At 54.7% G+C, this 26,099-nt stretch carries 22 protein-coding genes, 15 tRNA genes and 1 rRNA gene; 30 read left to right on the top strand and 8 right to left on the bottom strand.

Annotation, left to right across the window (positions count from 1 at the left end):
* The 16 genes from rrf to RBI05_RS15425 all read left to right on the top strand — a co-directional run.
* Positions 1 to 76: ribosomal RNA gene (gene rrf / locus RBI05_RS19340) — 5S ribosomal RNA — on the top strand; the annotation flags it as partial.
* A gap of 51 nt (positions 77 to 127) precedes the next feature.
* Positions 128 to 204 (top strand) — tRNA-Ile (locus RBI05_RS15495).
* Positions 205 to 207: 3 nt separating this feature from the next.
* A tRNA-Asn gene (locus tag RBI05_RS15490) sits at positions 208 to 280 on the top strand.
* 66 nt (positions 281 to 346) lie between these two features.
* Positions 347 to 435 (top strand) — tRNA-Ser (locus RBI05_RS15485).
* Positions 436 to 447: 12 nt separating this feature from the next.
* Positions 448 to 522: transfer RNA gene (locus RBI05_RS15480), tRNA-Glu, on the top strand.
* A 5-nt stretch (positions 523 to 527) separates the two neighbouring features.
* Positions 528 to 603: transfer RNA gene (locus RBI05_RS15475), tRNA-Val, on the top strand.
* 17 nt (positions 604 to 620) lie between these two features.
* Positions 621 to 694, top strand: a tRNA-Met gene (locus tag RBI05_RS15470).
* Between the two features lie 20 nt (positions 695 to 714).
* Positions 715 to 791 (top strand) — tRNA-Asp (locus tag RBI05_RS15465).
* Positions 792 to 834: 43 nt separating this feature from the next.
* Positions 835 to 910 (top strand) — tRNA-His (locus tag RBI05_RS15460).
* 21 nt (positions 911 to 931) lie between these two features.
* Positions 932 to 1,005 (top strand) — tRNA-Gln (locus RBI05_RS15455).
* Positions 1,006 to 1,024: 19 nt separating this feature from the next.
* Positions 1,025 to 1,097, top strand: a tRNA-Lys gene (locus RBI05_RS15450).
* Positions 1,098 to 1,112: 15 nt separating this feature from the next.
* Positions 1,113 to 1,200, top strand: a tRNA-Leu gene (locus tag RBI05_RS15445).
* Positions 1,201 to 1,208: 8 nt separating this feature from the next.
* Positions 1,209 to 1,283: transfer RNA gene (locus RBI05_RS15440), tRNA-Gly, on the top strand.
* Positions 1,284 to 1,287: 4 nt separating this feature from the next.
* Positions 1,288 to 1,364, top strand: a tRNA-Arg gene (locus RBI05_RS15435).
* An 8-nt stretch (positions 1,365 to 1,372) separates the two neighbouring features.
* Positions 1,373 to 1,446: transfer RNA gene (locus tag RBI05_RS15430), tRNA-Pro, on the top strand.
* 15 nt (positions 1,447 to 1,461) lie between these two features.
* Positions 1,462 to 1,532: transfer RNA gene (locus tag RBI05_RS15425), tRNA-Gly, on the top strand.
* A 233-nt stretch (positions 1,533 to 1,765) separates the two neighbouring features.
* On the opposite strand, the gene katA is transcribed toward RBI05_RS15425, so the two are convergent.
* Positions 1,766 to 3,220: a catalase KatA gene (gene katA, locus RBI05_RS15420; protein WP_310551760.1), complete on the bottom strand. Its 1,455-nt coding sequence runs from the start codon at positions 3,218 to 3,220 to the stop codon at positions 1,766 to 1,768.
* Positions 3,221 to 3,392: 172 nt separating this feature from the next.
* Positions 3,393 to 5,015 (bottom strand): alpha-glucan family phosphorylase, encoded by a 1,623-nt coding sequence (gene glgP / locus RBI05_RS15415; protein WP_310551759.1) that lies wholly within the window; start codon positions 5,013 to 5,015, stop codon positions 3,393 to 3,395.
* Between the two features lie 428 nt (positions 5,016 to 5,443).
* On the opposite strand from glgP, the gene aroD reads away from it, so the two are divergent.
* On the top strand, positions 5,444 to 6,226 hold the full coding sequence (aroD, locus tag RBI05_RS15410) for a type I 3-dehydroquinate dehydratase (protein ID WP_310551764.1): 783 nt from the start codon (positions 5,444 to 5,446) through the stop codon (positions 6,224 to 6,226).
* Positions 6,227 to 6,378: 152 nt separating this feature from the next.
* Here the strand turns inward: aroD and RBI05_RS15405 are convergent, their stop codons facing one another.
* Positions 6,379 to 7,137, bottom strand: a complete 759-nt coding sequence (locus RBI05_RS15405; protein ID WP_310551758.1) for a MerR family transcriptional regulator — start codon at positions 7,135 to 7,137, stop codon at positions 6,379 to 6,381.
* Positions 7,138 to 7,260: 123 nt separating this feature from the next.
* On the bottom strand, positions 7,261 to 8,040 hold the full coding sequence (locus RBI05_RS15400) for a 3'-5' exonuclease (protein ID WP_150458212.1): 780 nt from the start codon (positions 8,038 to 8,040) through the stop codon (positions 7,261 to 7,263).
* Between the two features lie 142 nt (positions 8,041 to 8,182).
* Here RBI05_RS15400 and lepB point away from each other — a divergent pair, with 142 nt between their 5' ends.
* From lepB to mqo, 6 genes are all read left to right on the top strand, one after another.
* A complete protein-coding gene (gene lepB / locus RBI05_RS15395; RefSeq protein ID WP_310551757.1) occupies positions 8,183 to 8,659 on the top strand; it encodes a signal peptidase I in 477 nt (158 codons plus the stop codon).
* A gap of 89 nt (positions 8,660 to 8,748) precedes the next feature.
* Positions 8,749 to 9,252, top strand: a complete 504-nt coding sequence (locus RBI05_RS15390; protein ID WP_150458210.1) for a CYTH domain-containing protein — start codon at positions 8,749 to 8,751, stop codon at positions 9,250 to 9,252.
* A gap of 85 nt (positions 9,253 to 9,337) precedes the next feature.
* The gene (thrC, locus tag RBI05_RS15385; RefSeq protein ID WP_310551756.1) at positions 9,338 to 10,729 is read left to right on the top strand and encodes a threonine synthase; all 1,392 of its coding nucleotides are present in this window, start codon (positions 9,338 to 9,340) and stop codon (positions 10,727 to 10,729) included.
* Between the two features lie 92 nt (positions 10,730 to 10,821).
* A complete protein-coding gene (locus RBI05_RS15380) occupies positions 10,822 to 11,817 on the top strand; it encodes a Gfo/Idh/MocA family protein (protein ID WP_150458208.1) in 996 nt (331 codons plus the stop codon).
* Positions 11,814 to 12,722 carry a radical SAM/SPASM domain-containing protein gene (locus RBI05_RS15375; RefSeq protein WP_310551755.1) on the top strand — a complete coding sequence of 303 codons (909 nt, stop codon included), beginning with the start codon at positions 11,814 to 11,816 and terminating at the stop codon, positions 12,720 to 12,722. The genes RBI05_RS15380 and RBI05_RS15375 overlap by 4 nt, the downstream gene beginning before the upstream one ends.
* Before the next feature lie 104 nt (positions 12,723 to 12,826).
* Complete coding sequence (mqo, locus tag RBI05_RS15370; RefSeq protein WP_150458207.1) at positions 12,827 to 14,374, top strand: malate dehydrogenase (quinone); 1,548 nt, start codon at positions 12,827 to 12,829, stop codon at positions 14,372 to 14,374.
* A 120-nt stretch (positions 14,375 to 14,494) separates the two neighbouring features.
* Here the strand turns inward: mqo and RBI05_RS15365 are convergent, their stop codons facing one another.
* A complete protein-coding gene (locus RBI05_RS15365) occupies positions 14,495 to 15,331 on the bottom strand; it encodes an alpha/beta fold hydrolase (RefSeq protein WP_150458206.1) in 837 nt (278 codons plus the stop codon).
* A gap of 184 nt (positions 15,332 to 15,515) precedes the next feature.
* Between RBI05_RS15365 and RBI05_RS15360 the strand changes: the two genes are divergently transcribed.
* The 3 genes from RBI05_RS15360 (at position 15,516) to RBI05_RS15350 (ending at position 17,598) form a co-directional block, all read left to right on the top strand.
* The gene (locus tag RBI05_RS15360; protein WP_310551754.1) at positions 15,516 to 15,911 is read left to right on the top strand and encodes a collagen-like protein; all 396 of its coding nucleotides are present in this window, start codon (positions 15,516 to 15,518) and stop codon (positions 15,909 to 15,911) included.
* A 181-nt stretch (positions 15,912 to 16,092) separates the two neighbouring features.
* Positions 16,093 to 16,764 carry a tetratricopeptide repeat protein gene (locus RBI05_RS15355; RefSeq protein ID WP_310551753.1) on the top strand — a complete coding sequence of 224 codons (672 nt, stop codon included), beginning with the start codon at positions 16,093 to 16,095 and terminating at the stop codon, positions 16,762 to 16,764.
* Between the two features lie 27 nt (positions 16,765 to 16,791).
* The gene (locus RBI05_RS15350) at positions 16,792 to 17,598 is read left to right on the top strand and encodes a hypothetical protein (RefSeq protein ID WP_310551752.1); all 807 of its coding nucleotides are present in this window, start codon (positions 16,792 to 16,794) and stop codon (positions 17,596 to 17,598) included.
* A gap of 63 nt (positions 17,599 to 17,661) precedes the next feature.
* Here the strand turns inward: RBI05_RS15350 and RBI05_RS15345 are convergent, their stop codons facing one another.
* Positions 17,662 to 19,014 carry an MATE family efflux transporter gene (locus RBI05_RS15345; RefSeq protein WP_310551751.1) on the bottom strand — a complete coding sequence of 451 codons (1,353 nt, stop codon included), beginning with the start codon at positions 19,012 to 19,014 and terminating at the stop codon, positions 17,662 to 17,664.
* Positions 19,015 to 19,147: 133 nt separating this feature from the next.
* On the opposite strand from RBI05_RS15345, the gene RBI05_RS15340 reads away from it, so the two are divergent.
* The 3 genes from RBI05_RS15340 (at position 19,148) to RBI05_RS15330 (ending at position 21,602) form a co-directional block, all read left to right on the top strand.
* Positions 19,148 to 19,843, top strand: a complete 696-nt coding sequence (locus RBI05_RS15340; protein ID WP_310551750.1) for a TetR/AcrR family transcriptional regulator — start codon at positions 19,148 to 19,150, stop codon at positions 19,841 to 19,843.
* 150 nt (positions 19,844 to 19,993) lie between these two features.
* A complete protein-coding gene (locus RBI05_RS15335; RefSeq protein WP_310551749.1) occupies positions 19,994 to 20,704 on the top strand; it encodes a hypothetical protein in 711 nt (236 codons plus the stop codon).
* A gap of 127 nt (positions 20,705 to 20,831) precedes the next feature.
* Positions 20,832 to 21,602: a hypothetical protein gene (locus tag RBI05_RS15330; protein WP_150458202.1), complete on the top strand. Its 771-nt coding sequence runs from the start codon at positions 20,832 to 20,834 to the stop codon at positions 21,600 to 21,602.
* Positions 21,603 to 21,699: 97 nt separating this feature from the next.
* Here RBI05_RS15330 and RBI05_RS15325 read toward each other — a convergent pair whose 3' ends face one another.
* Complete coding sequence (locus RBI05_RS15325) at positions 21,700 to 24,669, bottom strand: S-layer homology domain-containing protein (RefSeq protein WP_310551748.1); 2,970 nt, start codon at positions 24,667 to 24,669, stop codon at positions 21,700 to 21,702.
* A 154-nt stretch (positions 24,670 to 24,823) separates the two neighbouring features.
* Here RBI05_RS15325 and RBI05_RS15320 point away from each other — a divergent pair, with 154 nt between their 5' ends.
* The gene (locus RBI05_RS15320) at positions 24,824 to 25,549 is read left to right on the top strand and encodes a 3-ketoacyl-ACP reductase (RefSeq protein ID WP_150458200.1); all 726 of its coding nucleotides are present in this window, start codon (positions 24,824 to 24,826) and stop codon (positions 25,547 to 25,549) included.
* Positions 25,550 to 25,619: 70 nt separating this feature from the next.
* Here the strand turns inward: RBI05_RS15320 and RBI05_RS15315 are convergent, their stop codons facing one another.
* Positions 25,620 to 26,084, bottom strand: coding sequence for a phage tail protein (locus RBI05_RS15315; RefSeq protein ID WP_150458199.1), 465 nt, complete (start codon positions 26,082 to 26,084; stop codon positions 25,620 to 25,622).
* Positions 26,085 to 26,099 lie beyond the last annotated feature (15 nt).

The raw sequence follows: 26,099 nt of genomic DNA, 5'->3' as shown, positions 1-26,099 counted from the left end.
GAACACGACCGTTAAGCCCTCCAGCGCCGATGGTACTTGGACCGAAGGGTCCTGGGAGAGTAGGACGCCGCCAAGCAGAGCACTATCCTTTATGGAAGCTTTGCAGTCTCTATTACATAGTCTAGAAGGGCCCTTAGCTCAGCTGGTTAGAGCGCACCCCTGATAAGGGTGAGGTCGGTGGTTCGAGTCCACTAGGGCCCACCATGGTCCCTGATAGCTCAGTTGGTAGAGCACTCGACTGTTAATCGAGTTGTCACAGGTTCGAGTCCTGTTCGGGGAGTTTCCATTCCGGAAAGTGGTGAGAGAAATTTCGGATTCTTCGAAAGCTTTCCGGAACTCTTCATCTGGAGAGGTGTCCGAGTTGGCCGAAGGAGCACGATTGGAAATCGTGTAGGCGCCAAAAGCGTCTCGAGGGTTCGAATCCCTCTCTCTCCGTTCTGATAGCAAGGCCCGTTGGTCAAGGGGTTAAGACACCTCCCTTTCACGGAGGTAACAGGGGTTCGAATCCCCTACGGGTCACCACATATGGAGGCTTAGCTCAGCTGGGAGAGCATCTGCCTTACAAGCAGAGGGTCGGGGGTTCGAACCCCTCAGCCTCCACCATATGATTTAGATTACGACGCGGGGTGGAGCAGCCCGGTAGCTCGTCGGGCTCATAACCCGAAGGCCGCAGGTTCAAATCCTGCCCCCGCAATTGATTTACCTTAGCCTCTTGGAACCGTGGTGTAGAGGCCTAACATGCCTGCCTGTCACGCAGGAGATCGCGGGTTCGAATCCCGTCGGTTCCGCCATTTAAATTTTGTTAGGAAAGAAGCAGCACCGATTATCGTTGTGGCGGTCGTGGCGAAGGGGTTAACGCACCGGATTGTGGCTCCGGCACTCGTGGGTTCAAGTCCCATCGATCGCCCCATTTAACTTCTTTTCTGAATGTAGGGGATTCGCCAAGCGGTAAGGCAACGGACTCTGACTCCGTCATCACAGGTTCGAATCCTGTATCCCCTGCCAATTTTATTCTTTGCAGTAAGAGCCATTAGCTCAGTTGGTAGAGCACCTGACTTTTAATCAGGGTGTCGAAGGTTCGAGTCCTTCATGGCTCACTCTTTATCAGATATGCGGTCGTGGCGGAATTGGCAGACGCGCACGGTTCAGGTCCGTGTGGGCTAACCCCCCGTGGAGGTTCGAGTCCTCTCGACCGCACCATCTTTTAAGCGGACGTGGCTCAGCGGTAGAGCATCGCCTTGCCAAGGCGAGGGTCGCGGGTTCGATTCCCGTCGTCCGCTCCATTTTGCGCCCTTAGCTCAGCTGGATAGAGCGTTTGACTACGAATCAAAAGGTCGGGAGTTCGAATCTCTCAGGGCGCGCCATTAAATAACGGGATGTAGCTCAGCTTGGTAGAGCACCTGGTTTGGGACCAGGGGGTCGCATGTTCGAATCGTGTCATCCCGATTTTTAGTTTTATACGCGGGTGTAGTTCAATGGTAGAACTCCAGCCTTCCAAGCTGGTAGCGTGGGTTCGATTCCCATCACCCGCTTAATTGTATAACGGACTAGGCACCTTGCTGAGCAAGGTGCCTTTTTGTGTCTGCTGAAGAATCGTATAAGTAGAAACAAGCCTAAAAGGATAAATCCCATAGGTTAGATCTATAAGGGCGGATTAATAGAAACAAGCTCATATGGACAATTCATAATGGGCATAAACCAATAACTCCTCCGCCTCAATGGCGGAGGAGTTCAAGCAAGACAGAGGGAAGTGGGAAGAAGAGGATTACAAAGACGGAACGGTCAGGCCCAATCCTTCAGCAATACGTGTACCGAATTCGGGATCGGCCTTATAGAAGTGGCCAATCTGGCGGAGCTTAATGTCATCCCGCTCGACCGGTCTCATGGCATCCACAATGTTACGAATCAGTCGGGTACGTTCTTCAGGACTCAGGAGACGATAAAGGTCGCCGGGTTGAGTGTAGTAGTCATCCTGATCGTAAGGAACACTCTGAGCCATTCCCTGGACCTCGAACGGGGAAATCCGATGTTCGGGCGACTCTTTGGGACCGCCGAAGCTGTTCGGCTCATAGTAGACTGAAGCGCCGCCATTGTCGCCATAAGCCATGGCGCCGTCGCGCTGGTGGTTATGAACCGGGCACTGGGGCCGGTTAATCGGAAGCTGGTTATGGTTAGGGCCGACCCGGTAACGATGAGCATCCGAGTAGGCGAACAAACGGCCCTGAAGCATTTTATCGGGAGAAGCTTCAATGCCTGGCACAAAGGAACCCGGCGAGAACGTCGCCTGCTCAACTTCGGCAAAGTAATTGACCGGATTGCGGTCCAGCACCATCCGCCCGACCTCAATCAGCGGGTAATCCTTCTGAGACCATACTTTGGTTACGTCAAACGGGTCGAACCGGTAGGTATCGGCATCTTCAACCGGCATGATTTGAACGTAGAGTCTCCAGGCCGGGAAGTCTCCGGCTGCAATCGCATTGAAGAGATCCTCGGTATGGTAATCCGGGTGCTCGCCGGCAAGGCGGGCCGCTACGTCTACATCCAGATTCTGAACGCCCTGTTCTGTCTTGAAGTGATACTTCACCCAAACGGCCTGGCCCTCGGCATTGACCCACTTGAAGGTGTGGCTGCCGAACCCGTGCATATGGCGAAGTGTAGCCGGAATCCCCCGGTCGGACATCAGAATAGTGACTTGGTGAAGCGACTCGGGCGAGAGCGACCAGAAGTCCCAGACGGCAGTCGGATTCTTGAGATGGGTCTGAGGATGCCGCTTCTGGGTATGAATGAAATCAGGGAATTTGATGGCATCCCGGATAAAGAAGACCGGCGTATTGTTGCCGACCAGATCGTAGTTGCCTTCCTCGGTATAGAACTTGACGGCGAAGCCGCGCGGGTCGCGCACCGTGTCCGCTGAACCGAGCTCGCCGGCCACGGTGGAGAAGCGGATGAACATTGGCGTACGTTTGCCGATATGCGAGAGAAAGGCCGCTTTGGTATAGGCGGTAAGATCATGGGTTACTTCAAAATAACCGTGAGCCCCCGCTCCTTTGGCATGCACGACGCGCTCGGGAATGCGCTCCCGGTTGAAGTGGGCCAGCTTCTCCAGCAGATGTACATCCTGAATCAGTGTCGGGCCGCGCGAACCGGCCGTTATGGAATGCTGATTGTCTCCGACAGGAGCGCCCCAGCTGGTAGTCATGCGATCAGAAGAATTCGTCATTATAGTCACCTCTATGAATTGATTTTAGATTTAGTATAAGTTCTATAATAACGAATTTTAAGAAGAAAGCAATATCTTTTTATAACAATTCTAAATAGGTAACTTATGGAAAATAAAAAACCGTTCCGCGCCCGAAGGCGGCGGAACGGTTGAAGCGGCGGCATAGACCGCTTTATTTGTTGTTGTTGATGTACATCAGATCGTAGTATTCGTCGAGCATACGCTTGGTAGCGAACTCTACGCGGGTCGTCTCGATGCTCTTGCGCATCATTTCGACCCACTTGGCGCGGTTCTCATAGTAAGTCGGCACCACACGGTTCAGCAGGGTATCATAGAGAGCCTTGCTGTCATGCTCGTCCAGTACGGCGAAGTCTGTAGTCTCGAAGCCATCGCCGATCTGCCAGCCGTTCTCGCCGTCGAGGCAAGCTTCCGGCCACCATCCGTCGAGAACGGAACAGTTCAGGACGCCGTTCATGGCAGCCTTCATGCCCGAAGTGCCGCTCGCTTCCAGCGGACGGCGCGGATTGTTGAGCCAGATATCGGAACCGCGGGTCAGCATAGCACCGATTGTCATGTCGTAGTTCTCGAGGAACACGACGCTCTTCGGATACTTCTTCATCATAGCAACGAGGTTGCTGACGATGCGCTTGCCGGTGTCATCCAGCGGATGCGCTTTGCCGGAGAAGACGATCTGAACTTTGCCGCTCTCGAAATAAGGCTCAATGATCTCCGGTTTCGAGAAGATCAGGTCGCTGCGCTTGTACGGAGCTGCGCGTCGAGAGAAGCCGATCAGCAGGTTGTCTGCATTCAGCTGTGTGCCGGTGCGCTCTTTGATGAAGTCGATCAGTTCGCCTTTGACTTCAGTATGAGCGGCCCACAGATCGCCGCCGTTCTCGTATGCCTTGGTGATCCGCTCGTCGACCCAAGTCGGCGTGTGGATGGCATTGGTGATGGCAATGATCGGGGAGCGGCCGGCCACTTCTTTCCACATTTTGTTGGAAGTGTCGGCATGCAGCTTGGCAACGCCGTTGGAGATGCGGGAGAGGCGCAGTCCGGCTACCGTCATGTTGAACGGATCTCCACCGATCCGGACCATCTGGTCGCGGGTCAGACCGTTGAAGGCGCCCATGTACTCCAGGCGGTCGAGCGGATGCTCTTCGTTGCCTTCTTTAATCGGCGTATGCGTCGTGAATACGACTTCTTCGCGGGTGGCCTTCCAAGCTTCTTCGAAGGAGAGGCCGCTGGACATTTTCTCGCGGATCAGTTCGACGGCTGCCAGTGCGGCATGTCCTTCATTGAAGTGGTATACGTCGGCATGAAGACCGAGTGCGCGCAGGGCCTTCACGCCGCCGATGCCGAGCACGATCTCCTGGGCAATACGCTCTTCGCCGAACCAGCCGTACAGCTGTCCGGTAATCCAAGCATCGCTGTTCTCCGGAATGTCCGTATCCAGCAAGTAGAGCGGCACATTGCCGAACTGCTCTGTCTTCCATACTTTGCAGACGACGTTGATCTTGCGGACCTGAACGGTAACCTTCACGCCGGTATCTTCGAGGAAATCATACACATAGTTGTGGTAGCTGTCGTAAGGCTTGCCGTTCTCGTCGATCTTCTGGTCGGTGTAACCCTGCTTCCATTTCAGACCGATCGGAATCATCGGAGCGTCGATATCCTTGGCGCCCTTAATGTAGTCCCCGGCCAGAATTCCCAGGCCTCCGGCATACATTTTGAAATCGGAATGCAGGCCGTACTCCATACAGAAATAAGCGACGGTTGGCAATTTCTTCTCACTCACTGATATAAGCCTCCTAATCTTCTTACAAAATTAAAAGTGCAAAATGAAATCCAAGCCATTCTTGGTGCAAACGTTTGCTCAAACATCGGAAGAAATCCGTCTGTAAGCGATTTCGATACTATATTAGCACAAATTGGATAAAGTTCAAGCGATAATTTTGTTACATTTGGGGCTGTGCAGGCGAGATTAGGATAAAACGTTTGCGCAACTGCTGGTTTCAGCCAGGCACTGAGCTGATTTTGCTGGCAATCAGCGGCGATTTGGGGTACGGTAAGGAGCAAAGATAACGGTATGAAGAGCCGGAGAGCAGGCTGTAAAGCTCAAAGCGGCAGCGGCGAGTCAAGGCCGGCAGAGAGGAGCTCGTGAGAAGATTGAAGGAAGAACAAAGAAAGCCGGAGCCGGAGGAACGTGCAGCGTCCACAGACGGCTTGGTTGAAGGCAAGGAGCATTCTGCTCTTCAGGTTCGCGGGGTGGTGATCGGCGAGGGACAGCCCAAGATCTGTGTATCGCTGACCGAAAAAACGGCCGGACGCCTGCTGGAAGAAGCGGGCGCCGCAGCTGCGCTGGGGCCGGACCTGATCGAATGGCGGGTCGATCACTTTGAGGGCTGTACAAGCGTGGAGGCCGCGTTGTCCGTTCTGGCAGGAATCCGATCCGCCATTGCCGATCTGCCGCTGGTATTCACTTTCCGGTCTCTGCGCGAGGGCGGACAGCGGGAGATTGCGGCCGGGCATTATGCGGCGCTTAACCGAGCGGCGGCCGCAAGCGGACTGGCGGACCTGGTAGATATCGAGCTGTTCAGCAGCGGCGAGGAGACCGTTGGAAGTCTGATTGGAGAGATTCGTTCGGCGGGAGCAAAGACGATTGTGTCCAATCATGATTTTGGCGGAACCCCCCCGGCGGAAGAGATGATTCGCCGCTTGGAGCTGGCGCTTCGGCTTGGCGGAGATCTCCCCAAAATCGCGGTTATGCCGCAGGCTCCGCGCGATGTATTGAAGCTGCTGGAGGCAACGGTTCTCATGCAGGAGCGCTATCCCGGCCGGCCGGTCATTACGATGTCCATGGCGGGACTGGGCGCCGTTACCCGCATCGCCGGCGAGGTGTTCGGCTCGGCGGTAACGTTCGCGGCGGCAGGAGCCCCTTCCGCTCCGGGCCAGCTTCCGTTGCCGGACGTGCGGCGCACGCTGGAACTGCTGGGCGCAGGGTTATAGCAAGGAGGCGGAGGGTAATTTCGTGCCGGTCGAAGCGACCGTCTGGCGAGCCGGATAGCGCGCAGCCATCCGGACAACAGGATAAGACTCTCTCGGGCACAGGGCAAAGACGCGCAGATAGAACTGCGCGTCTTTGTCTTAGAAGATCTAACTTACTTCGCCGTATAGACCAGCACAGCATCCCGGAGGAAAGCCGTCATCCCCGGCCGGCGGCTGTCATAGTAGGCGGTGAAACGCTCGTCGTCCGTATACATTCGGACCAGGCCGGCATGCGCTTCTTGGGAGTAGCTGTTCCAATAGAAGCTCAGCCACCGCCGGTGAAGGTCTGCCGCTCTCTGGGCGGCTTCGTCCGACGGGCTGCCCTCATCCATGCCTTCTTCCAGCGCAGCGAACAGCTCGTCCTGCAGCCGCAGGGCAGCGGAATGCTCCTCTTCGGTCCTATTCAGGACTCGATCATGGGAGCGGTCTACCGCCTGATCCCCGTATTTTTCCCGAATCTCCCTGCCGTAACTCTGTTCATTATCTTCAACGAGCCGGCGCTTGAACCCTTCAAATCTGTCCTTGTCGCTCATTCCGATTCTCCCTTCGCGTTCCGCCAAAGTCCGCTCTACGTTCCCGATCAGCAGATCCAGCTGTTGTCTTCGGTCCAGCAGTCTGGCCCGGTGCTCCCTCAGCGCCTGCACAGCGTCGAACGAAGGCGAGGTTACGATTCGGCTGATGCTGTCCAGGTCAAGTCCCAGTTCGCGGTAGAACAGAATCTGCTGCAGCAGATTCACCTCGCGGGAGCCGTAAATGCGGTACCCCGAGGAGGTGAGTCTTGCCGGACGCAATAGACCTATTTCGTCGTAATAGCGCAGAGTGCGGGCGCTTACACCCGCAAGTCTGGCCAGCTTCTGTACGGTATACTCCATGGCGACCGCCTCCTCTTGTCTGCAGAATACAGGTTGACGCGGCGTGAAGGTCAAGCGATAAGGGAGAATTCAATGAAAATAGCCGTCAGCGTGAATGACACTGACAGCTCTCCGGCTTCCGTTCTAGCTCCCCGCGGGGCCGCCTTGCCGGGGATTCTTGTGCATTTCCGCTTCAAAAATGGCCCGCAGCTCGGCTTCTTTTCGCGGGTCGTCCATGGAAACTTTGCCAGTAAAATAATGTTCGGCTACAAGCTCCCAGGTCGGCTGCACTTTCTGGGCCTGAATAGCCTTAATCGCGAGCTTGACCGTCTTGCGTTCCTTGGCGTTGGTGAACGTGTCCACATAGTGCTGTGAGCGCTCAAAATCCAGTTCGCCGAACAGGGCGCGAAATATGTCCGCCGTCATGCGCGCGTCGTCCAGCGCCCGGTGCGCAGAGCCTTCGGGCGAGAGGCCCAGCAGTTCCATGGCGCTCTCGACGCTGACGTCGTTCTTAAGACCGCGGGCCCGGACGAGGCCCTTGAGCAAATCAAAGTAAAGAGCCTCCATCCAGTAAGCCTCATCCAGCTTGTGCATCCGCACATCCTGGATGATCCGTTTCATATCCTCGCCGCCCCAGGTGAGAAAGAGGGTATCGCCCGGGCAGGCGTCCAGCCATTGGCGAAATGCGGCCATGACCTTCGGGAAACGGGGAGCGACGTCGATATCCTCCTGCGGGATCCCGGTTTTTTTGCGAATGAAGGAATTGAGGGTAGAGAAATATATGGGCTTAATGAGGGAAGAAAATTCATCGACAATCTCCAGCGAATCATTCAGCCGCACGGCGCCGATCTCAATGACCTCCATGGGGTGCTCACTGGCGAACTTCCGCCCGTTGAATTCAATGTCCAGTACGATGTAATTCACGCCGCCTGCCTCCGTCTGTGTGAACTGGCGCCCCGCGGCGCCGATTCTTCTATTGTAGCAAAAAACGGAGCGGCGCGTACACTAAAGCCCCTCATGCCGTGATAGAGTATAGGAAAGAATAGAAAAAAGGAGCGTGTCAGAGATGAAGTTCCTGACGATGCTGATGACGGCATTGATTCTGTCTGTGTTCTCGGGTACGGCGGTCTATACGGTAGACGGTTCTTCCATGGAACCGGCTCTTCATGCAGGAGAACGGATCAAGGTGGACAAACGCTACTATAAGAATCACGATGTCCGGCGGGGGGATCTGATTCTGTTCCAGGCAGAAGGAAAGTCTTATATCAAGCGGGTCATCGGTCTTCCGGGAGAACGCGTCGAAATCCGGGGAGGGACGGTATGGATTGACGGGAAGGTGCTGGAAGAACCTTATCTCGGAGCGCAGGCGCGGGAAACGGATGAAGCGGAGAATACGGATGACCCCAGCGGGAAGTCTTCAACGGGTACGGCCGGCTACTATGTACTGGGCGACAACCGCATGGACAGCCTGGACAGCCGGATGATCGGGCGGATCGCAGATGAGGCCATTCGGGGCAAAGTAACGGGCGGGAGCCTGCATTGACTTCCTCGGGTCCTCCACATACAATGGTTGAATCCGACACATTCGACATTATACGCGCCTTAGCGGCCGGAGAAAGAAGGCAAAGAACAATGGGACAGGAGATTGAACGCAAATTCCTGCTGCCGGAATATCCGCAGCGGCTGATCGACGAAGGGCAGCTTCGGATCGAGAGCCGGGAAGCGATGGAACAGACTTATCTCGCCATCGATGGTCCCCAGGAGCTTCGGGTCCGCAAAATCACCGACCGGGACACCGGGGAGACGGTGTATACCCACACCTTCAAGAACGGGCTCGGCATCAGCAGGGAGGAAGTGGAAGTCTCGATCACGGCAGGCATCTATAAGCAGATGGTAGATGCGGTGCGGGCGGTTCCCCTGCTGAAGGAGCGGCACACGGGCAAATGGGGGGATGTTACGGTCGAGATCGATCTGTACAGCCAGCTGAACCTGATGGTCGTGGAAGTGGAGTTCGGATCGCTGGAGGAAGCGGAGAGCTTCCAGCCGCCCGACTGGTTCGGGACAGACGTCAGCGTGGAGAAGAAATACAGCAACAAGACTGTCTGGAAGGAGCTTCAGCAGGATCTCCGCCGCTGAACAGATCAATGAACAGATTTTGCGGACTTTAGTGCATAAACGTGTTAATATAGGGGTTAAAAAGTGGCTAATCGGGGGGATAAGCGTGGAATATATCAGCACTAGAGGCAACGTGAAGGGAATCGGCTTCATCGATACGGTCCTTATGGGGCTCGCGGATGACGGAGGGCTGCTCGTTCCGGCGGAGATTCCGGCTGTGGACGCGGAGACACTGGAAGCATGGCGTTCTTTGTCCTTTCAGGAATTGTTCCTGAAGATATTCTCCTTATATACGAACGGTGAAATTCCGGAAGAGGATCTGAAAGAACTGGTGAACCGGAGTTATGCGTCGTTCCGCGATCCGCAGGTGGCGCCGCTGCGCCGTATCGACGATTCTCTGTATGTGCTGGAGCTGTTCCACGGGCCTACCTTTGCGTTCAAGGACGTTGCGCTGCAATTCATCGGCGAGCTGTATTCCTATATCTCCCGCACCCGCGGCGAAATTATCCATATTCTCGGCGCGACCTCCGGCGACACCGGAGCGGCGGCGATTGCCGGCGTACGCGGCAAAGAAGGCATCAAGATCTGCATTTTGCACCCGAACGGCAAGGTCAGCAAGGTGCAGGAACTCCAGATGACGACCGTGGACGACGCCAATGTGCTGAACCTGTCCGTCCAAGGCAATTTCGACGATTGCCAGCGGATCATCAAGGAGCTGTTCGGCGATTTGGAATTCAAGGCCAAATACCACCTTCGGGCCATCAACTCGATCAATTTCGTCCGCATTCTGGCGCAGACGGTGTATTACTTCCACGCCTTCCTGCAGCTGCCCGAAGAGGCGAAGGGACGCACGGTCAACATCAGCGTGCCTTCGGGCAACTTCGGGAACATCTTCTCGGGTTATCTGGCCAAGAAGATGGGGCTGCCGATCGGCAAGCTGATTATTGCCACGAACGAGAACAATATTCTGGAGCGGTTCGTGAAGACCGGCGAGTACAAGCCGGGGGAATTCGCCCAGACGCACAGCCCGTCGATGGACATTCAGGTGGCGAGCAACTTCGAGCGCTACTTGTATTATCTGCTGAATGAAGACGGCGCGGCGGTAGCGGAACGCATGAAGGAGCTTCAGAACGAAGGCCGGATTGCAGCGGAGGGCGAGGAGCTTCGGCGGGTACAGGCCGACTTTGCGGCGCTTGGCGTCACGAACGGGGATTGTCTGGAGACGATCGCGAAGTACAGCCGGGAGAAAGGCTATCTGCTCGATCCGCATACGGCCTGCGGCGTAGCCGCCTACGAGGCCCATAACGGAGCCGGGGAGATCGGCATTACCTTCGCAACGGCGCATCCGGCGAAGTTCGACGAAGCGATCTCGCTGCTGGATATCCGCCAGGAATTCCCGGCGCCGATATCCGCTCTGTCCGAGCTGCCGCAGGTGCAGACGACAGTGGACAATGACAAAGCCGAGGTTACGGCCCGGCTGATCGAATTTTTTGGATAACGAGAGGATAACCATAGCAGAAACGGTGCCGCCGCAGAGAGCGTTCGCCGTTTCTTTCTGTGTGAAGATACCAGATAAAGAGGGAGAGTCTTATGAGAATTCGATTCGGAGTCATCGGGACCAACTGGATATCGGACCGGTTCGTGCAGTCTGCGCTGGAGAATGAAGAGTTCGTGCTCTCGGCCGTATATTCGCGAAGCGAGGAGAAGGGCCGGGATTTCGCGGAGAAGTATGCGGGCGCTTCGATCTATACGGATCTTGCGGATATGGCGGCGAGCCCCGAGGTGGATGCTGTTTATATTGCAAGCCCCAATTCGCTGCATGCGCAGCAGGCCATTCTCTGCATGAACCACGGCAAGCATGTGCTGTGCGAGAAGCCGGCGGCTTCCAACAGCGATGAGCTGCGGGCGATGATTGAAGCGGCAGAGCGCAGCGGCGTAACGTTCATGGAGGCGATGAAGTCTACCCTGATGCCGAACTTCGGCGTCGTGAAGGATAACCTCTACAAGCTGGGCCGAATTCGCCGCTACTGTGCAAGCTACGGCCAGTATTCGTCCCGTTACGATGCCTATCTTCAGGGCAATGTAATGAATGCCTTCAGACCGGAGTTCTCCAACGGTGCGCTGATGGATCTGGGCATATACTGCCTGTATCCGATGGCGGTTCTGTTCGGGCGTCCGGATACAGTCAAGGCTGTCGGCGTTATGCTCGGGTCAGGGGTGGACGGCGAGGGCAGCATTCTTATGGGGTACCCGGATATGGATGCGGTCGTGTCGTATTCCAAAATCACGGATTCCTACCTTCCCGCTGAAATCCAGGGCGAGAACGGAACGATGGTGATCGACAAGATCAACCAGCCGTATGAGGTCAAGATCCGTTACCGCGACGGAAGCACCGAGGTGCTGTCCCATCCGCAGACGTTCGAGCCGATGTATTATGAAATTCAGGAATTCATCCGGTTGATCCGTCAAGGCGAGCGGCAGAGCGCGGTCAATTCGCATGCCTGTTCGCTGGTGGTATCGGAGATTATGGAGGAAGCCCGGAAGCAGATCGGCCTGAAATACGCGGCGGACCGGTGGGCAGAATGATCCGCCAAGCAATGCGGGGAACGGCGGTGCTCAAGACCTTCAAGAAGGTCTATATCGAGATTACCAGCGTCTGCAATCTGGCATGCAGCTTCTGCCCGCAGACGGAGCGGCAGGCCAAGTTTATCGGCACCGAACAGTTCGCGTCCATACTGGATCAGATCCGGCCGCATACGTCGCATATTTACCTGCATGTCAAAGGAGAGCCGCTGCTGCATCCCCGCCTGCATGAACTGCTGGATCTGGCGCATGCCAAAGGGTTCAAGGTGAACATAACGACCAACGGAACGCTGATCGTCAAGAATGCGGACAAGCTGCTCGGCAAGCCGGCCCTCCGGCAGATGAACTTCTCGCTGCACAGCTTCGACGGACACGCCGGGTCGGAGAATCGGGAGGGGTACCTGCGGACCGTTATTGATTTTGCGAAGACGGCTGCGGACCAGGGCGTTCTCATCTCCTTCCGCCTCTGGAACCTGACGTCGGACAATCTGACGAACCGGCAGCGTCAGCGCAACCGCGCTACGCTGGAGGTGCTGGAGCAGGCGTTCGGACTGGATTACCGGATTGAGGAGAGAGTCGCTCCCGGAAGCGGTGTGCGCATTGCGGAGCGAATTTATCTGAATCAGGACCATGAATTTCGCTGGCCGAGCCTGACGGCTCCGGAAGACGACGGACACGGCTTCTGCCATGCCCTGCGCAGCCAGGCGGCGATTCTGGTCGATGGCACCGTCGTGCCCTGCTGTCTGGACGGCGAGGGTGTCCTGAATCTCGGCAATGTCCATGAGCAGCCGTTCTCGGAGATTGTGGAGAGCGAGCGGGCCAACCGGCTGGTTGACGGGTTCTCCCGGCGGGAAGCGGTGGAGGAACTGTGCCGCAAATGCGGATACAGGCAGCGGTTCGGCTCCTAGGCAGGCCGGATAGACTATTTTTTAGATAAATATTAAAATTTGCCTTCGGTAGTGATACACTAGACACAAGACAATGATCCAATAAAAGGCGAGGGACGGTAAACATGAGCGATCGATTGACACAGACGGATGTGATTCTGATTGGTGCCGGGATCATGAGTGCAACGCTGGGATCACTGCTGAAGGAACTGGTTCCGGAATGGACAATTACGGTGTATGAGCGGCGCGGCGGCGCCGGCGAAGAGAGCTCCAACGAGTGGAACAATGCCGGAACGGGACACTCTTCCCTCTGCGAGCTGAACTACACGACGGAGCGGCCCGACGGAACGATGGACATCAGCAAGGCTGTCAAGGTGAACGAGGAGTTCCAATACTCCAGGCAATACTGGTCTTATCTGGTGAATCGTAAGCGTATTCAAAATCCGCGGGACTTCATCGCTCCCGTTCCCCATATGAGCTTCGTCCAGGGAGCGGAGGATGTGGCTTTCCTCAAAAAACGGTACGAGGCCCTATCGCGCAATCCGCTGTTCCAGGGCATGGAGTATTCCGACGATCCGTCCCGGCTCGCCGAGTGGATGCCGCTCATGATGAAAGACCGGACCGCGGATCAGCCGATTGCGGCGACCCGCATTGACGCAGGGACAGACGTCAACTTCGGGGCTCTGACGCGGATGCTGTTCGACGATCTCCAGAGTCAGGGAGTGGACATTCGCTATTATCGCCACGTGGAGGACGTGAAGCGGACGCCGGACGGCTCTTGGGAGCTGAAGATCCGGGATACCGGCAGCGGCGCTGTGGAACGCCACCGGGCGAAGTTCGTCTTCATCGGGGGCGGAGGCGGCAGTCTTCATCTCCTGCAGAAATCGGGCATTCCCGAAGGCAAGGGCATCGGAGGATTCCCGGTCAGCGGGCTGTTCATGGTGTGCGAACGGCCGGAAGTAGTGGCGCAGCACCGGGCCAAAGTGTACGGCAAAGCCGCGCTCGGCGCTCCGCCGATGTCGGTGCCGCATCTCGATACCCGGGTCATTGCAGGCAAGGAGTCGCTGTTCTTCGGTCCGTTCGCGGGCTTCACGCCGAAGTTTCTGAAGTTCGGTTCGATGCTGGATCTGATTACCTCCGTCAAACCGGGTAATCTGACCACCATGCTGGCGGCCGGAGCCAAGAACATGGGTCTTACCAAGTATCTGATCGGCCAGGTTCTTCTGTCCAAGGAGCAGCGCATGGAAGCGCTGCGGGAGTTCGTACCGAATGCGAAGAGCGACGATTGGCGGCTCGTTGTGGCGGGCCAGCGCGTGCAGATCATTAAGGATACGGCGCAGGGCAAGGGGACGCTGCAGTTCGGCACAGAGGTCATCAGCGCGGCGGACGGCTCGATTGCGGCGCTTCTGGGCGCCTCCCCGGGCGCTTCGACGGCCGTCTACGTCATGCTGGAAGTGCTGCGCCGGTGCTTCCCCGAGCGGATGGAGGTCTGGGAACCGAAGCTCAGAGAGATGATTCCGGCTTACGGCATCTCGCTCCTGGAGCATCCGGAGCTGTTGCGCGAGATGCAGGCGGCCACGGCGCATTCGCTGGGCCTCGCCGGCGAAGCTTCAGAGGCGGCGGACCCGGCCCGCGAAGCAGTGCCGCTAGGGAAGAAGGCGGCGACTCTGTAGGAGCTTACGGGCTCGGAAACGGCATCTATTCTTATCCTTATTTAAAAAGCGGACGACAAAGCAGCCAGACCTTCCGGACAGGAGGGTCTGGCTGCTTGTCTGCATGGCTGCCGGGACGGATTAACTCTGGAGGAACCGGATCAGGGCCTCGTTGAATTCAGCGGCATGGGTCGCATTGAAGCCGTGGGGCCCTCCCTTGACCACTTCGAGTTGACTGCCCGGGATGGCTTCATGGGTAAGGGCGCCGCTGACCTCCAAGGGGACAATGACATCCGAATCGCCATGAAGAATAAGGGTCGGCACCGTGATTTTGGCCAAATCCTTGCGGAAATCGGTAAGGCCGAAAGCGGCAATGCAGTCCAGGGTGCCTTTGGGCGAAGCGAAAGCGGCGATATCCCGATTATACAGGCGGAAGGGCTCACTGACTAATGAGGTCTTGCCGTCTGCTGCAAAAAAGGTCGTGGTAAATGAATCGATGAAGGCCAGGCGGTCTTCGGTAACCTCGGTCTGGAAATCTTGGATGGTGGCATCGTCCATTCCGCCTTCGGGATGCTCTGCAGATTTATAGAGATAAGGGGGTACCGCACCGGCAAAGACAGCCTTCAAGACCCGTTCGGTTCCATAGCTGCCGATATAGCGGGCCACTTCTCCTCCGCCCATAGAGAAGCCAACCAGGGTCACCTCCCGCAGATTCAAATGAAGCAGCAGCTGATGCAGATCGGCTGCGAGCGTATCGTAGTCGTAACCGTTCCAAGGCTGTGAAGACTGGCCGAACCCCCGGCGGTCATACGTAATCACCCGGAACCCGGCTTTTGTGAGCGCGGGCACCTGCTTCTCCCAGGAGCGTCCGCTGAGCGGCCAGCCGTGAATCAAGACGACAGGTTTTCCGCTGCCATGATCCTCATAATAGAGCTCGATTGGAGCGCCATTCTCCGTACCTACCTGCACTCTTGCCAAATCTCATCGCCTCCGTTAAGGAATGTAATTTGTTGGAATTTTTATATGATGAATTTTAATAGGTGGAAGGGTCGGTGTCAAACCAGGAGAAGATGATCCATACAGATCGCTGTTCCGCCCAAGCGCCCTCTCCGCGAATGCATAGGATAATGGTGCCTACTTCGTTTGAAAGGAGCGATTGCAGATGGGGTTTTTCCCAACGCCGGGAATCGGCGGAGGATTTCCAGGAGGACCAGGAGGACCAGGAGGACCAAGCGGACCGGGGGGACCAGGAGGACCGGGAGGAGCGGGAGGATTTCCGGGAACTCCGGGCGGAGCGCCGGGAGGCGTTCAGGCTCCGACAGCTCCACCGCCGCAATTCATCCCGCAGATGTCGGCAACCGCTTTTGCCGTCGACCCAGGCGGAATCAGACGCTGCCTGTTCCGTAACACTTACATTTGGCTGAACAATGGCGAGCAATTCTGGTTCTATCCCGTATTCGTCGGACGCACTTCGGTTGCAGGGTTCAGATGGTTCGGCTTCTTCTGGGGGTATTTTGGCATTGATTTGAATCGGATCAGCTCATTCACCTGTTTCTAAGACGACCAAAAAAGAGAACAGCCTGAGCTGTTCTCTTTTTGCTGCGATTTACCAGCAACTTTATTTCATCAGCAAAGAGATCACCTGCAAGTCGCTTATTCTGGTATTTAAATTTGTTCCTATAAATTCGATAATATTAATATCAATATCAGCTCATAAGAAATAAGGAGAGCCAGACACAATGACAAGATTATTCAAGCCTCAAGTTCATATTAGCTTGGAAGACCCCTGCTCTACTCGTATCCAATTACCGGATTACATAGAGGCACACTTTAAGGTGAGAGTAACTTCTTTTGTAGAGAATCAAGCTGACATCTCTGATTTATGGGATAGCGAAATTGTAATTACGGAGACCGATATCTACCAGCCGCAGCCTTATCAGCTTCCCCTTATGATTCTGCATCCCAGTGAATTGGATCAAGATCTGATTTGGCAATTCATATATGATTGCTGGTTTGGCATAGGTCATTCCGCACAGGCGAAGCCGGATGAATATACCGATTTGAAGAAGGGGATCGCGGCGCTGATTCAGAATGGATTTTACTCCAAGGCCGGCGAAATTATTTTATCGCTAAAGGAAGTCATAGAGTACGATGAAGAGTGGCTGACCACCCTCGCTATGGTCCAATATATGGAGAAGAAGGTGGAAGCTGCGATAAATACGCTTCGCGAAGCTTATTGGATGTCTCCCAACCATGAAGACACGCTGTATAATCTGGGATTCATGTATAAAGTCAACGGGGAGATCCGGCGGTTAATTTATTACCTGGAGCGATTGCTGAAGGTAACTGCCAATGAAGCGCTTATTGCCGAAGCCAACGATATGTTGGCTGAATGTTATTCATATGTGTAAAAGTTAAGTGAGTAAGGAGTGGGAAGGTTGGGCGGAGAGTTTTATCTCAATCGGCATAATGAACATCTGATAGATCAATACCTGGCTAATGTGAATAAAAGTATTTTGGTCGATTTTACGAAAGAAGATAGCGATACGCTGCTTATCTCATTCAGCGGGCGGGGCAGAGTTGCCGTAAAACCTCCGACCTTTGAACTTTTTCGTACCACAAATGAAATGGGCGTAAATCGGATTCTGATAAGAGATTTGAATAAGGCGTGGTTTCATAAAGGGCTTGTGAACATCTCGGGAGTAGACTGCTTTGATGACATGGTTGCATACCTCGAAGAGATTATACCGGCCAATCGGTTCAAAAAGATTATTGTGATCGGTCTGTCTCTGGGGGGCTATTCAGCTCTGCTCTTTGGGCTGCTTACGAAATTAAAGGTAACGGTGCACGCTTTCGGTCCCCAGACTTTTCTGGACAAAGAGGGCCGGGTTTATGAAGAATCGATCCGATGGCTTCTGCCATTTCTAGATGAAGTGCCCGGTAATGTTCCCCCGAACTATATGGATCTTATCCGTATTTTTCGGGAGAGAGGGGAGAAGAATACACAGCCCGAAAATGAACTGCATATCCACTACGGGCACCCGGATAAAGTCTATGCAGAACGGCTGAACGGGCTGGATGGCGTACATTTGTATGACTACAATATCCATATGCATAATCTGCTTGTATTTTTTCGGGAGAGAGGGGAACTGACCCAGTTGCTGAATCATTTGTTCTTTACTCCCGAGTCGGACTGGAATTTGGATAGTTACCGGGAGCCGCGTGACCTTACGGTCCAGTTATAATGGAAAGACAGGAGCGGAGTGATCCGGCTGCTGTCTTTTTTGTATGAATATAAATGGAGCCTTTTATTGAACCAACGTATCCAGCTCCGGCTGCAGCTTGTTCCGCAGGACGTAGAGCATGAGGGCGCCGGTCAGGAAGGCAACGGCATCTGCGATGACGAGCGACCAGACCACGCCATGGAATCCGTTCAGGCGATTGGCGAAGAACAGGACCGGAATCAGGGTGACGCCCTGAATGATCGACATGATGAAAGCGGCGGTGCCCTGCGCGGTCGCCTGGAAGATTCCGGTGAACAAGGTGGTCGTTCCGGAGATGAACAGGGACAGGAAGGTCACATGCAGGATGTAGCTGCCCACTGCAATCAGCTGGGGGTCATTGGAGAACAGGCCAATCAGGTGGTCCGAGATCAGATAGACGAGCAGCCCGAATACGGCGGCCAAGGCGGCGATGGCCTGAACGGTGAAGCCGATGGTGCGTCTCATGCGCAGCTTGTTGGCGGTGAAGGTAAAGGCGATCAAGGGCACCACGCCCTCGCAGAGTCCCATGAGGATGAATTCGGGAAATTGCAGCAGCCGCGAAGAGATCCCGTAGGCGGCAACCGCCTGATCGCCGTACTCGACGAGGAAATGATTAAAGATGAGCGACATGGCGCCCAGGAAGATGCTCATGATAAAGACGGGGATGCCGACCTTCAGCACATTGCCGAGCAGCTCGCGGGTCACTTTGAGCCGGCGGGCGGAGATCGTCAGGAAGGAGCTTTTGACTCCCATATGGAAGGCGAAGAAGAGACTCGCCGCCAGGTTGGCGAGGACGGTAGCCGAAGCAACTCCGATTACGCCTCCATGAAACACGAAGATGACGAGGGCATCGAGCAGAATGTTGACGGCCACACTGAGGATCATCCCGACCATGGAAGTGAGGGCTGCACCTTCTGCGCGTACTACATTCTCCAATGTGAAGAACAGAACGACGCAAGGGGAACCGATCAGCATAACCGTAACATAATCTTTGGTGAACCCGAAGGAATCGGGCGTTGCGCCCAATGCATTGACAATGGGGTGGATGAGGGGCAGCCCGGCTGCCATAACGATCAGACCGAGAACGAGACTGCTGTAGAAGGCGAAGGCAGATACCTGCTTGACCTCTTCGTATTTCTTCTCGCCCAGCAGCCTGGAAATATAGGTGCCGCTGCCCATGCCGATCAGATTGCCGAGCGCCATAATGACGGCGAACAAGGGAAGGGTCAAGGCAAGGGCGGTCAAGACGGCGGTATTGTTCAGCGTGCCGAGAAAGTAGGCATTCAGGATGGAGTAGATTACACTCATTGAGGTGCCGAGCATCATCGGCACAGCGAAATGAGCGACAGCTTTGGCGACAGGCGCTTGTTCAAAATAATACAGGTTCTCTGTGTCCATAGAGGTCACCGCTTTCTTCACATTTTTCAATCTAACGGTGTTAGATTGAACCTTACAGTGTTAGATGATATCATGAAGGTACGAACCTGTAAAGCACAAACTTACACTGTTAGATAAAAGGGCGGGTTGATGGATGAAGAAACAACAGCCGCAAATTTCAGAAGACCGAATATTGGAAGCGTCCTGGGAACTGCTGGGGGAGGACGGAATCGAGAAATTCAGCATGAGGCGGCTGGCCGAAAGGCTTGGCATCCAGGCGCCGTCGCTGTACTGGTACTTCAAGAGCAAGCAGAAGCTCTACCAGCGTCTGGCCAATCAGATTTCCGGAATCATTCTGGAGGAATTCCGCGCCGAGGGGGGCTGGAAGGAGCAATTATCGGAAATGGCACTGACGATTCGGCGCGTGCTCAGCCGCTATCCTTGCTCCACGCAGCTCATGATGATGGCGCTGCCGCATGAACCGGATATTATCCGCTTCACCAACCGGATGCTGCTCTGCGTGGAACCGACGCCGCTTGGGCAGGAGCAGCAAATCCAGGTAGTTACTACGCTGATCAATTACGTCTACAACTTTGTTCTGGACCATGAGCAGCATGAGCGCAGCGTCTCCGCTCTTGTGAGCGAGGGAAAAGTGCTTCCGGGCGAGGATATGATCCGTCTTATGGATTCCATGAGCGAAGCGGAGGCAGGAATGTTCCGGACGATGTTCAAAAGCGGCCTGTTCGAGCTGATGGGCTCCGACCATGCCTTTGAATTCGGACTGAAGCTGATCCTGCTTGGAACCGAGCAGGTCATCCGGGAGCAGGCGAAGCAGAATCTTAATAAATAGAACCAATTAGGAATAATTAAGGTATCAATGCTATTTTGGAGTTAGGATTAACAATAAACTAGATAGAAAAAGGAATGAGGTAGCAGGTGTAGAATAATTGGAATTAAAATTAATTAACTAATCTAGGACTTATCTAAGGGGTGCAGGTGTATGGAAGCAAAGGAAGAGTTGCGTCTAAATCTAAACAATATGAATTCTGCATTTGATTTGGTCATTGATAGTCTTCTGGATCTTCAAAAAAGCATTAAATACTGCATGTATGATATGATTGATCTAGATAAGGATGATGAATTACTAAAACTATCCAAGGCAAAAAAAGTAATTAGCGATGAAGCAGAGCAGGTCACTACAATGAAAAGAACTTTTTTTTCACAAATCCAGAGCAATTTGGGGACCTCAATGGAGATTACAACAGAAGATATTATTGGTGAAGAAGAAATAGATAATGAATCAGAGAGTGCATCAGCAATCGAGCGAACCTCTTGGAAAATAACCGGTAATGTGGTGAGGGTTGAAACTGTCCGTCCAAATAATGGGGCACCCTACACAAATCTTATACCAGTTTCTTTATTTGAAGATATAGTATTAACATGTATGGAACAATTTGAACGGTATAATAAAGAAATGTTGCGGACTTCTAACATAGATATGTTAATGAAGGAGAAAATTTCAAAAGAGAGCACATATAAAAAGGCTACTAATTCGGCTGTGTACACGGTGCTTAAAGTGATGCTTAAGGAATCAATTCTTACTTTTGCAGAAAATATGAAAAGAGCCTATAAACTTAATAAAACTTCTGATGAAGTTAAAGAATGGCTTGAAAAGAATATAAAACATACGAATCAAATTCAGTGTTCTTGACACTGATGTATCTTTTGTCTACTGTAAACGTATAATTCAAAGGCAATGCAACCGAAAGGTTCAACCTCGGCAGGATAGAGGTTGAACCTTTTTTGCGTGGACCCTAAGCAGGAGGGAGAAGACAAGAATGGCGACGAAAAAGCAGCTTTTGAGAAGACTGGATGAAATCGGGGCGTCCCTGGAACGCAGAGGAGATGCTCTGCTGCTGCTGGGGGTCGGATCGGTCGGAACCGAGCTGGAACGGATCGACGAGTACTCCGATCTGGACTTCTTCGTACTCGTAGAACCGGGAGCGAAGGAGGCTTATCTGGAGTGTCTCGACTGGCTGGAGGAAGTATATCCGCTGGCATATCAGTTCCGCAACACCGATGCCGGGCACAAGATTCTGTTCGAGGACGGAATTTATGGGGAATATGCGATCTTTGAAGAAGAGGAGTTCAAGCAGGCGAAGTATAAGGGAGGCCGAATCGTCTGGATTAAGCAGGGGTACACGAACCAGGGCATTGGAGAAGAGGGCGGCTCGGTTAAGGCCGAACGGAGACAGAGTCTCGACTTTCCGCTGAATGAAGCCCTGACGAACCTGTATGTCGGATTGGGCCGATATGCCCGGGGAGAGAAGCTCTCCGCGGCCCGGTTCGTCCAGAGCTACGCCTTGGACAGCATTCTGTCCGTTCTGCATTTGCTGGAGACGGAAGAGCCGTATTTCCGGGATGTGTTCGGGGAGGAAAGGCGGATGGAGAAACGGTACCCCCATTTTGCGGAACGGGTAGGCGATATGATGCTGGGGTATGAGCGGACGCCGGAATCGGCGCTCCAGATTCTTCGCTATCTGGAAGAGGTCTATCCGGTCAACCCGAGAATGAGCGCAGAGATCCGGAAGCTGGCTCAAGGGTTATAACCTGCCGGATTCCGCCAAAAGAATAAAAAGCGGCCGTCCGGGGGAGTGTTCCCGGACGGCCGTTTGCGGATTGAGGCGGCACCCGCAGTCCGTCTGATTAATTTAAACGGCTCAAGGCTTCTTTAAGGGCGGGGCTGAGCTGATACGTCTTGATTATCGTCTCGATGGACTCGGCGCGCGTTGCGCCGCCCAGCGGATCAAAGGATTGGGCGGTTTTGCCTTCAAAAATGCCGAGGGCGGCTGCCTTCTTGACGGCATCCTGCGCATAGGACCCGTTCAGATCGGTGAAGGTCACCTTGGACGTATCCTTGTTCAGAACGGATGGATTCAGAACACGGGTAATCATGACGGCCATTTCCTGCCGGGAGATCGTCTGTTCCGGCCGGATGGTGCCGTCGCCGTAGCCGGTCATGACGCCTACCCGGACCAGTTTCATCAAGTATTTGGACGACCAATGATTGTTGATATCACGGAATGCGGTGTAATCCTCAGGTTGGATATTAACGGTTCGGCCCGCCATATCCACGAAGCCCCGGGCAATCATTGCAGCGAACTCTGCGCGGGTAATGGTATTATCCGGCTCAAATCCGCCGGTCGGATAGCCGTTAATGACGCCGAGCTTGGTCAATTTCTCAATGGAGCCGATCGCCCAATGCTGTCCGATATCGCTGTAGTCAATCGTTGAAAGATCAGAGCCAGCCTTCAGGATCTCGGCTGTCCGCGCCTGCACGCCGGCAATCACATTGTTGTCGGCCTTTACTACCTGGCTTCTGAAGATGTCATTCGGGTCCTGGGCCAATTCGCCCGAATCTGCAGGCTCGGAGGCTGCTGGAACCGGAGTGGCCGAAGGAGAAACCGAAGGAGCAGCGGATGCGGTCGGCACCGGCGCCGGCGTAGCCGCCGGGAGAGCAGCCGGAGCGGACGGAACGCTGTCCGCCGTCGCCGATGGGGCGGGGCTGGCGTTGTCTTCGTTGTTCCCGTTCGATTCTTGGCCGGCTGCCGTCAGTTGAATCAGGCCCGCATCGGTCTGTTGGCCTGCCGTTACGGTTATGGACTTCGTGCCCGGTTGATAGCCTTCAGCGCTTGCTTCAAGCGTCTGCGTACCGGCCTTCACGGAAGACAGCGTGAATGTCCCCTCCGCATTTGTTGTGGCGCTGATCCCTCCGGCAGTGACCGTAGCTCCGCTAATCGGGGACTGGGCGGCATCGACCACCTTGCCGGTAACGGTGCCGTCTTCGGAAGGCGCGAGGGCAAGCGGAGCAGTGAGAACCAGCATCCAGCTGCCGACAGCGACCAGCCGGTCGTTGCCCCACGTAACGTCGGAGAGACTCACCTGCCAAATGTCCGCCCGGGAATTCCGGGGCGTCCAGTTCTCGCCGTCTGTGGAAGTGTAAATATAGCTCCAGTTGCCCACAACGGTGAATTGATTGCCGGCAAAGTAGAGTTCCCGGGGAAACAATCTGTCGGCCAGAACAGAGGTTGTCCATGTAATGCCGTCATCCGAGGTTGCGATTGTACCCGGAGCGCTCTCCACCAAGGCCATGAACTTGCCGTTTCCCTTGACGATATGCGACACCAGAAAATCCGTCTCCCGAGCAGTCCAGGTGATGCCGTCGGACGAAGTCAGGAGTTTATACTTGTTGCCGTCCAGAGCCGAGACCATAAATTGATTGTCGATCCAGGACACCGATACAATATAGGTTGCAGGAACCGAAATCGCCGTCCATGTCACTCCGTCGGAGGAGGTCTGAAGGGTGCTGCCGGAACCTCCGGCCACAAACAAGCCATTGCCCCATCCGATGGTCTTGAACCGGGTGTTGTCGGCTGCGCTTGTGCGCGGAGTCCAGGAGCTTCCGTCAGGCGAGGTGAGAATGCGGCTGTCTTCGCCCACGGCCACGTATATGCCGTTGCCCCATGCAATATCGGTGAGAAGGTTGGTCACTCCAGAGCTTTGTTTTGCCCAGACATCGCCGTCAGCCGAGCTGACGACGGCGCCTTCTTCGCCCACGGCCACGAAGCCGCTTCCGCCCCAAGCGACGGCGTTGAGATTCTGGCCTGTGGCCGCAGCGGTTCTCTGCTTCGACCATACCTCGGCATCGGCAGAGGTAACAATAATGGATTCATCCCCAACGGCAATGAATTCGTTGTTCCCCCACGCGCCGCCGTTGATTCCGCCCGACTCCAGACCGGTGATTCCGTAGGAGTACGGAGTCCAGTTCTGGCCATCGGTGGAGGCCAGAACCGTATTGAATCCGAAGGCGAGGAAGCGGTTATTCACCCACAGCACATCGTGAAACCACTCTCTGTTGTTGGCGGTGTAATCATGGACGGTCCAGGTAACGCCGTCCGTCGAGGTGCGAATCTGCCCGCCGGAACCGGCAGCCACAAAGAGGTCATTTCCCCAGGCTACATCATCGAAGTGATGGGTGTCAGTCGATTTGGAATCTTGAATCGTCCAATTCTCCAGATCGGGAGAGGTGTACAGAACTCCCCCGTTGCCGGCTGCCACGTATTTGTCTTTGCCCCAGGCAACCGCGTTGAAGGTATCCAGGGCGCTGTCGGTTTTGACTGTCCAGTCCATCCCGTCCGCGGAGACCAGAATCATTCCCTTCGTTCCCAGGGCCATGTCATTATGCCGATAATAACCTGCAGCAATAAATTGATTGTTGATCCATTTGACAGAGCTTATTGTAGTTCTTCCGTCGATGTTTCTTCGGACCGTCCAATCTACTCCGTCGGGCGAGGTCATGATTTCACCCTGTACGCCGACTGCGACGAACGTGTCATTCCCCCATTCCACGTCTGTGAGCATGCGGTCTTGGGTGGGAGACTCCCGGAAGGTCCAGGATACTCCGTCCGCCGACTGGTAGATTGTGCCCCGGTCGCCTACGGCTACATAGGAAGAGCCGCTCCAGGCCGCCGAATGCAGCCGGGTTCCGAAGGATACCCGCTTCCAATCCGGGGCCGATTGCTGCGCGCGGCCCTCGGAGGGAAAGGTGGGGAACAGGCTGATCAACAAGAGAAGAACAGCCGTGATTTTGGTCCATTTTAAAGTGCTGAATTTCATTCATGAGACTCCTTTCAGGATGATCCTATATATATCGACAGAGTTAGACAAAATTTTCACTGTTTAATTTTAGGTGAATTGGTAATGAAGGTCCGAATAGTGATACAATATAGCCGAAATAGGACAAGAACAGGCAAGAGAGGAGTCGTTTGAATTGGCACAATCCCTTAAGAACAAAGTCGCTATTGTAACCGGAGGAGCAAGAGGACTCGGGAAGGCAACCGCGGTCGCGCTCGCCAAAGAAGGAGCGCATATCGGCCTGCTGGCCCGCACGGAAGAGACCCTGAAGAAGACTGCCGCCGAGATTGAAGCTCTGGGTGTGAAGGTGGCTTATGCCGCTGTTGATATTGCCTCTAAGGAAGAGGTGGAGGCCGCCGTCCGGAAGCTGAAGAACGAACTGGGCGATGCTGATATTCTCATCAACAACGCCGGGATTGCAAGCTTCGGCAAGGTGCTGGAGATGGACCCGGAAGAGTGGAAGCAGATTATTGACATCAATGTGATGGGGACCTACTACGTGACCCGCGCGGTTCTTCCTCAGCTTATCGCCAAGAACGCAGGCGACATTATCAATATCTCCTCCACCAACGGTCTGAACGGAGCCGCAACCTCCAGCGCTTACAGCGCCTCCAAGTTCGCGGTGATCGGCTTCACGGAATCGCTGGCCCAGGAAGTCCGCCGCAACAATATTCGCGTCTCGGCCCTGACGCCGAGCACGATCGCAACGGACATGGCGATGGATCTGAAGCTGATTCAGGAGAACAATGACGCGAAGTTCGTTCAGCCGGAAGATGTCGCCGAATTCATCGTGAACCAGCTCAAGCTGAACCCGCGCGTCTATGTAAAGACCGCCAGCTTCATTGCGACGAACCCGTTCTGATCTTCCCGCCGGGGGATCGACAACTACAGCAAAAAGCCGCCCCTCGGGCGGCTTTTTGCTGTTCCCAAATTTAATATTCGCCCTTAATGACAAAGAACGATCCCCGGATTGTTCCGGCGAGCTTGGATTTCTGCCTGGCGAACTTGAACCGGCCTTCCAGCTCGGCAGGCACTTCCATGCCTTCGGACAGCTTGAAGCCGACCGCCCGTTTCTTGGGATCATCCAGCGTATACATTACGTTAAGGGCTAGACCGTCTTCATAGAAGACGTAGGCAAACCGGATATTCTCCACCTGAAAAGACGACGTCTCCAGCGGTCTGGCGGCGAACTCGAGCTGCCGCTCTTCTCGGAGAATCCGGTTCACATACTCCAGCGTCTCCCGGCTCTCCTGCGCGGGCACGACCGTGAAGGCGTGCTTGTACTTGTTCATGAAGTAGCGCGCTTCGTTGGCGCGCAGTCCGGCCAGCGCTTCGGCCACCGGGGAGGACTCCAATCCGGCAGCGGATACATTTTTGAAATCGACAAGATGAGCCATTGCGCACTCCTCGCT

The sequence above is a fragment of the Paenibacillus glufosinatiresistens genome (assembly GCF_031470375.1).
In the GTDB taxonomy this organism is placed as follows: domain Bacteria; phylum Bacillota; class Bacilli; order Paenibacillales; family Paenibacillaceae; genus Paenibacillus_AQ; species Paenibacillus_AQ glufosinatiresistens.
This window is presented reverse-complemented; position numbering and strand designations above follow the sequence as displayed.

Coding starts and splice junctions, on each gene's coding strand:
- RBI05_RS15405 (WP_310551758.1), bottom strand. CDS start 7,137: ATGGAGTATACCGTACAGAAGCTGGCCAGACTTGCGGGTGTAAGCGCC.
- RBI05_RS15380 (WP_150458208.1), top strand. CDS start 10,822: ATGAGAATTCGATTCGGAGTCATCGGGACCAACTGGATATCGGACCGG.
- RBI05_RS15330 (WP_150458202.1), top strand. CDS start 20,832: ATGGCGACGAAAAAGCAGCTTTTGAGAAGACTGGATGAAATCGGGGCG.
- RBI05_RS15335 (WP_310551749.1), top strand. CDS start 19,994: ATGGAAGCAAAGGAAGAGTTGCGTCTAAATCTAAACAATATGAATTCT.
- lepB (WP_310551757.1), top strand. CDS start 8,183: ATGAAGTTCCTGACGATGCTGATGACGGCATTGATTCTGTCTGTGTTC.
- RBI05_RS15315 (WP_150458199.1), bottom strand. CDS start 26,084: ATGGCTCATCTTGTCGATTTCAAAAATGTATCCGCTGCCGGATTGGAG.
- RBI05_RS15390 (WP_150458210.1), top strand. CDS start 8,749: ATGGGACAGGAGATTGAACGCAAATTCCTGCTGCCGGAATATCCGCAG.
- RBI05_RS15375 (WP_310551755.1), top strand. CDS start 11,814: ATGATCCGCCAAGCAATGCGGGGAACGGCGGTGCTCAAGACCTTCAAG.
- mqo (WP_150458207.1), top strand. CDS start 12,827: ATGAGCGATCGATTGACACAGACGGATGTGATTCTGATTGGTGCCGGG.
- katA (WP_310551760.1), bottom strand. CDS start 3,220: ATGACGAATTCTTCTGATCGCATGACTACCAGCTGGGGCGCTCCTGTC.
- RBI05_RS15360 (WP_310551754.1), top strand. CDS start 15,516: ATGGGGTTTTTCCCAACGCCGGGAATCGGCGGAGGATTTCCAGGAGGA.
- RBI05_RS15340 (WP_310551750.1), top strand. CDS start 19,148: ATGAAGAAACAACAGCCGCAAATTTCAGAAGACCGAATATTGGAAGCG.
- RBI05_RS15355 (WP_310551753.1), top strand. CDS start 16,093: ATGACAAGATTATTCAAGCCTCAAGTTCATATTAGCTTGGAAGACCCC.
- RBI05_RS15325 (WP_310551748.1), bottom strand. CDS start 24,669: ATGAAATTCAGCACTTTAAAATGGACCAAAATCACGGCTGTTCTTCTC.
- RBI05_RS15345 (WP_310551751.1), bottom strand. CDS start 19,014: ATGGACACAGAGAACCTGTATTATTTTGAACAAGCGCCTGTCGCCAAA.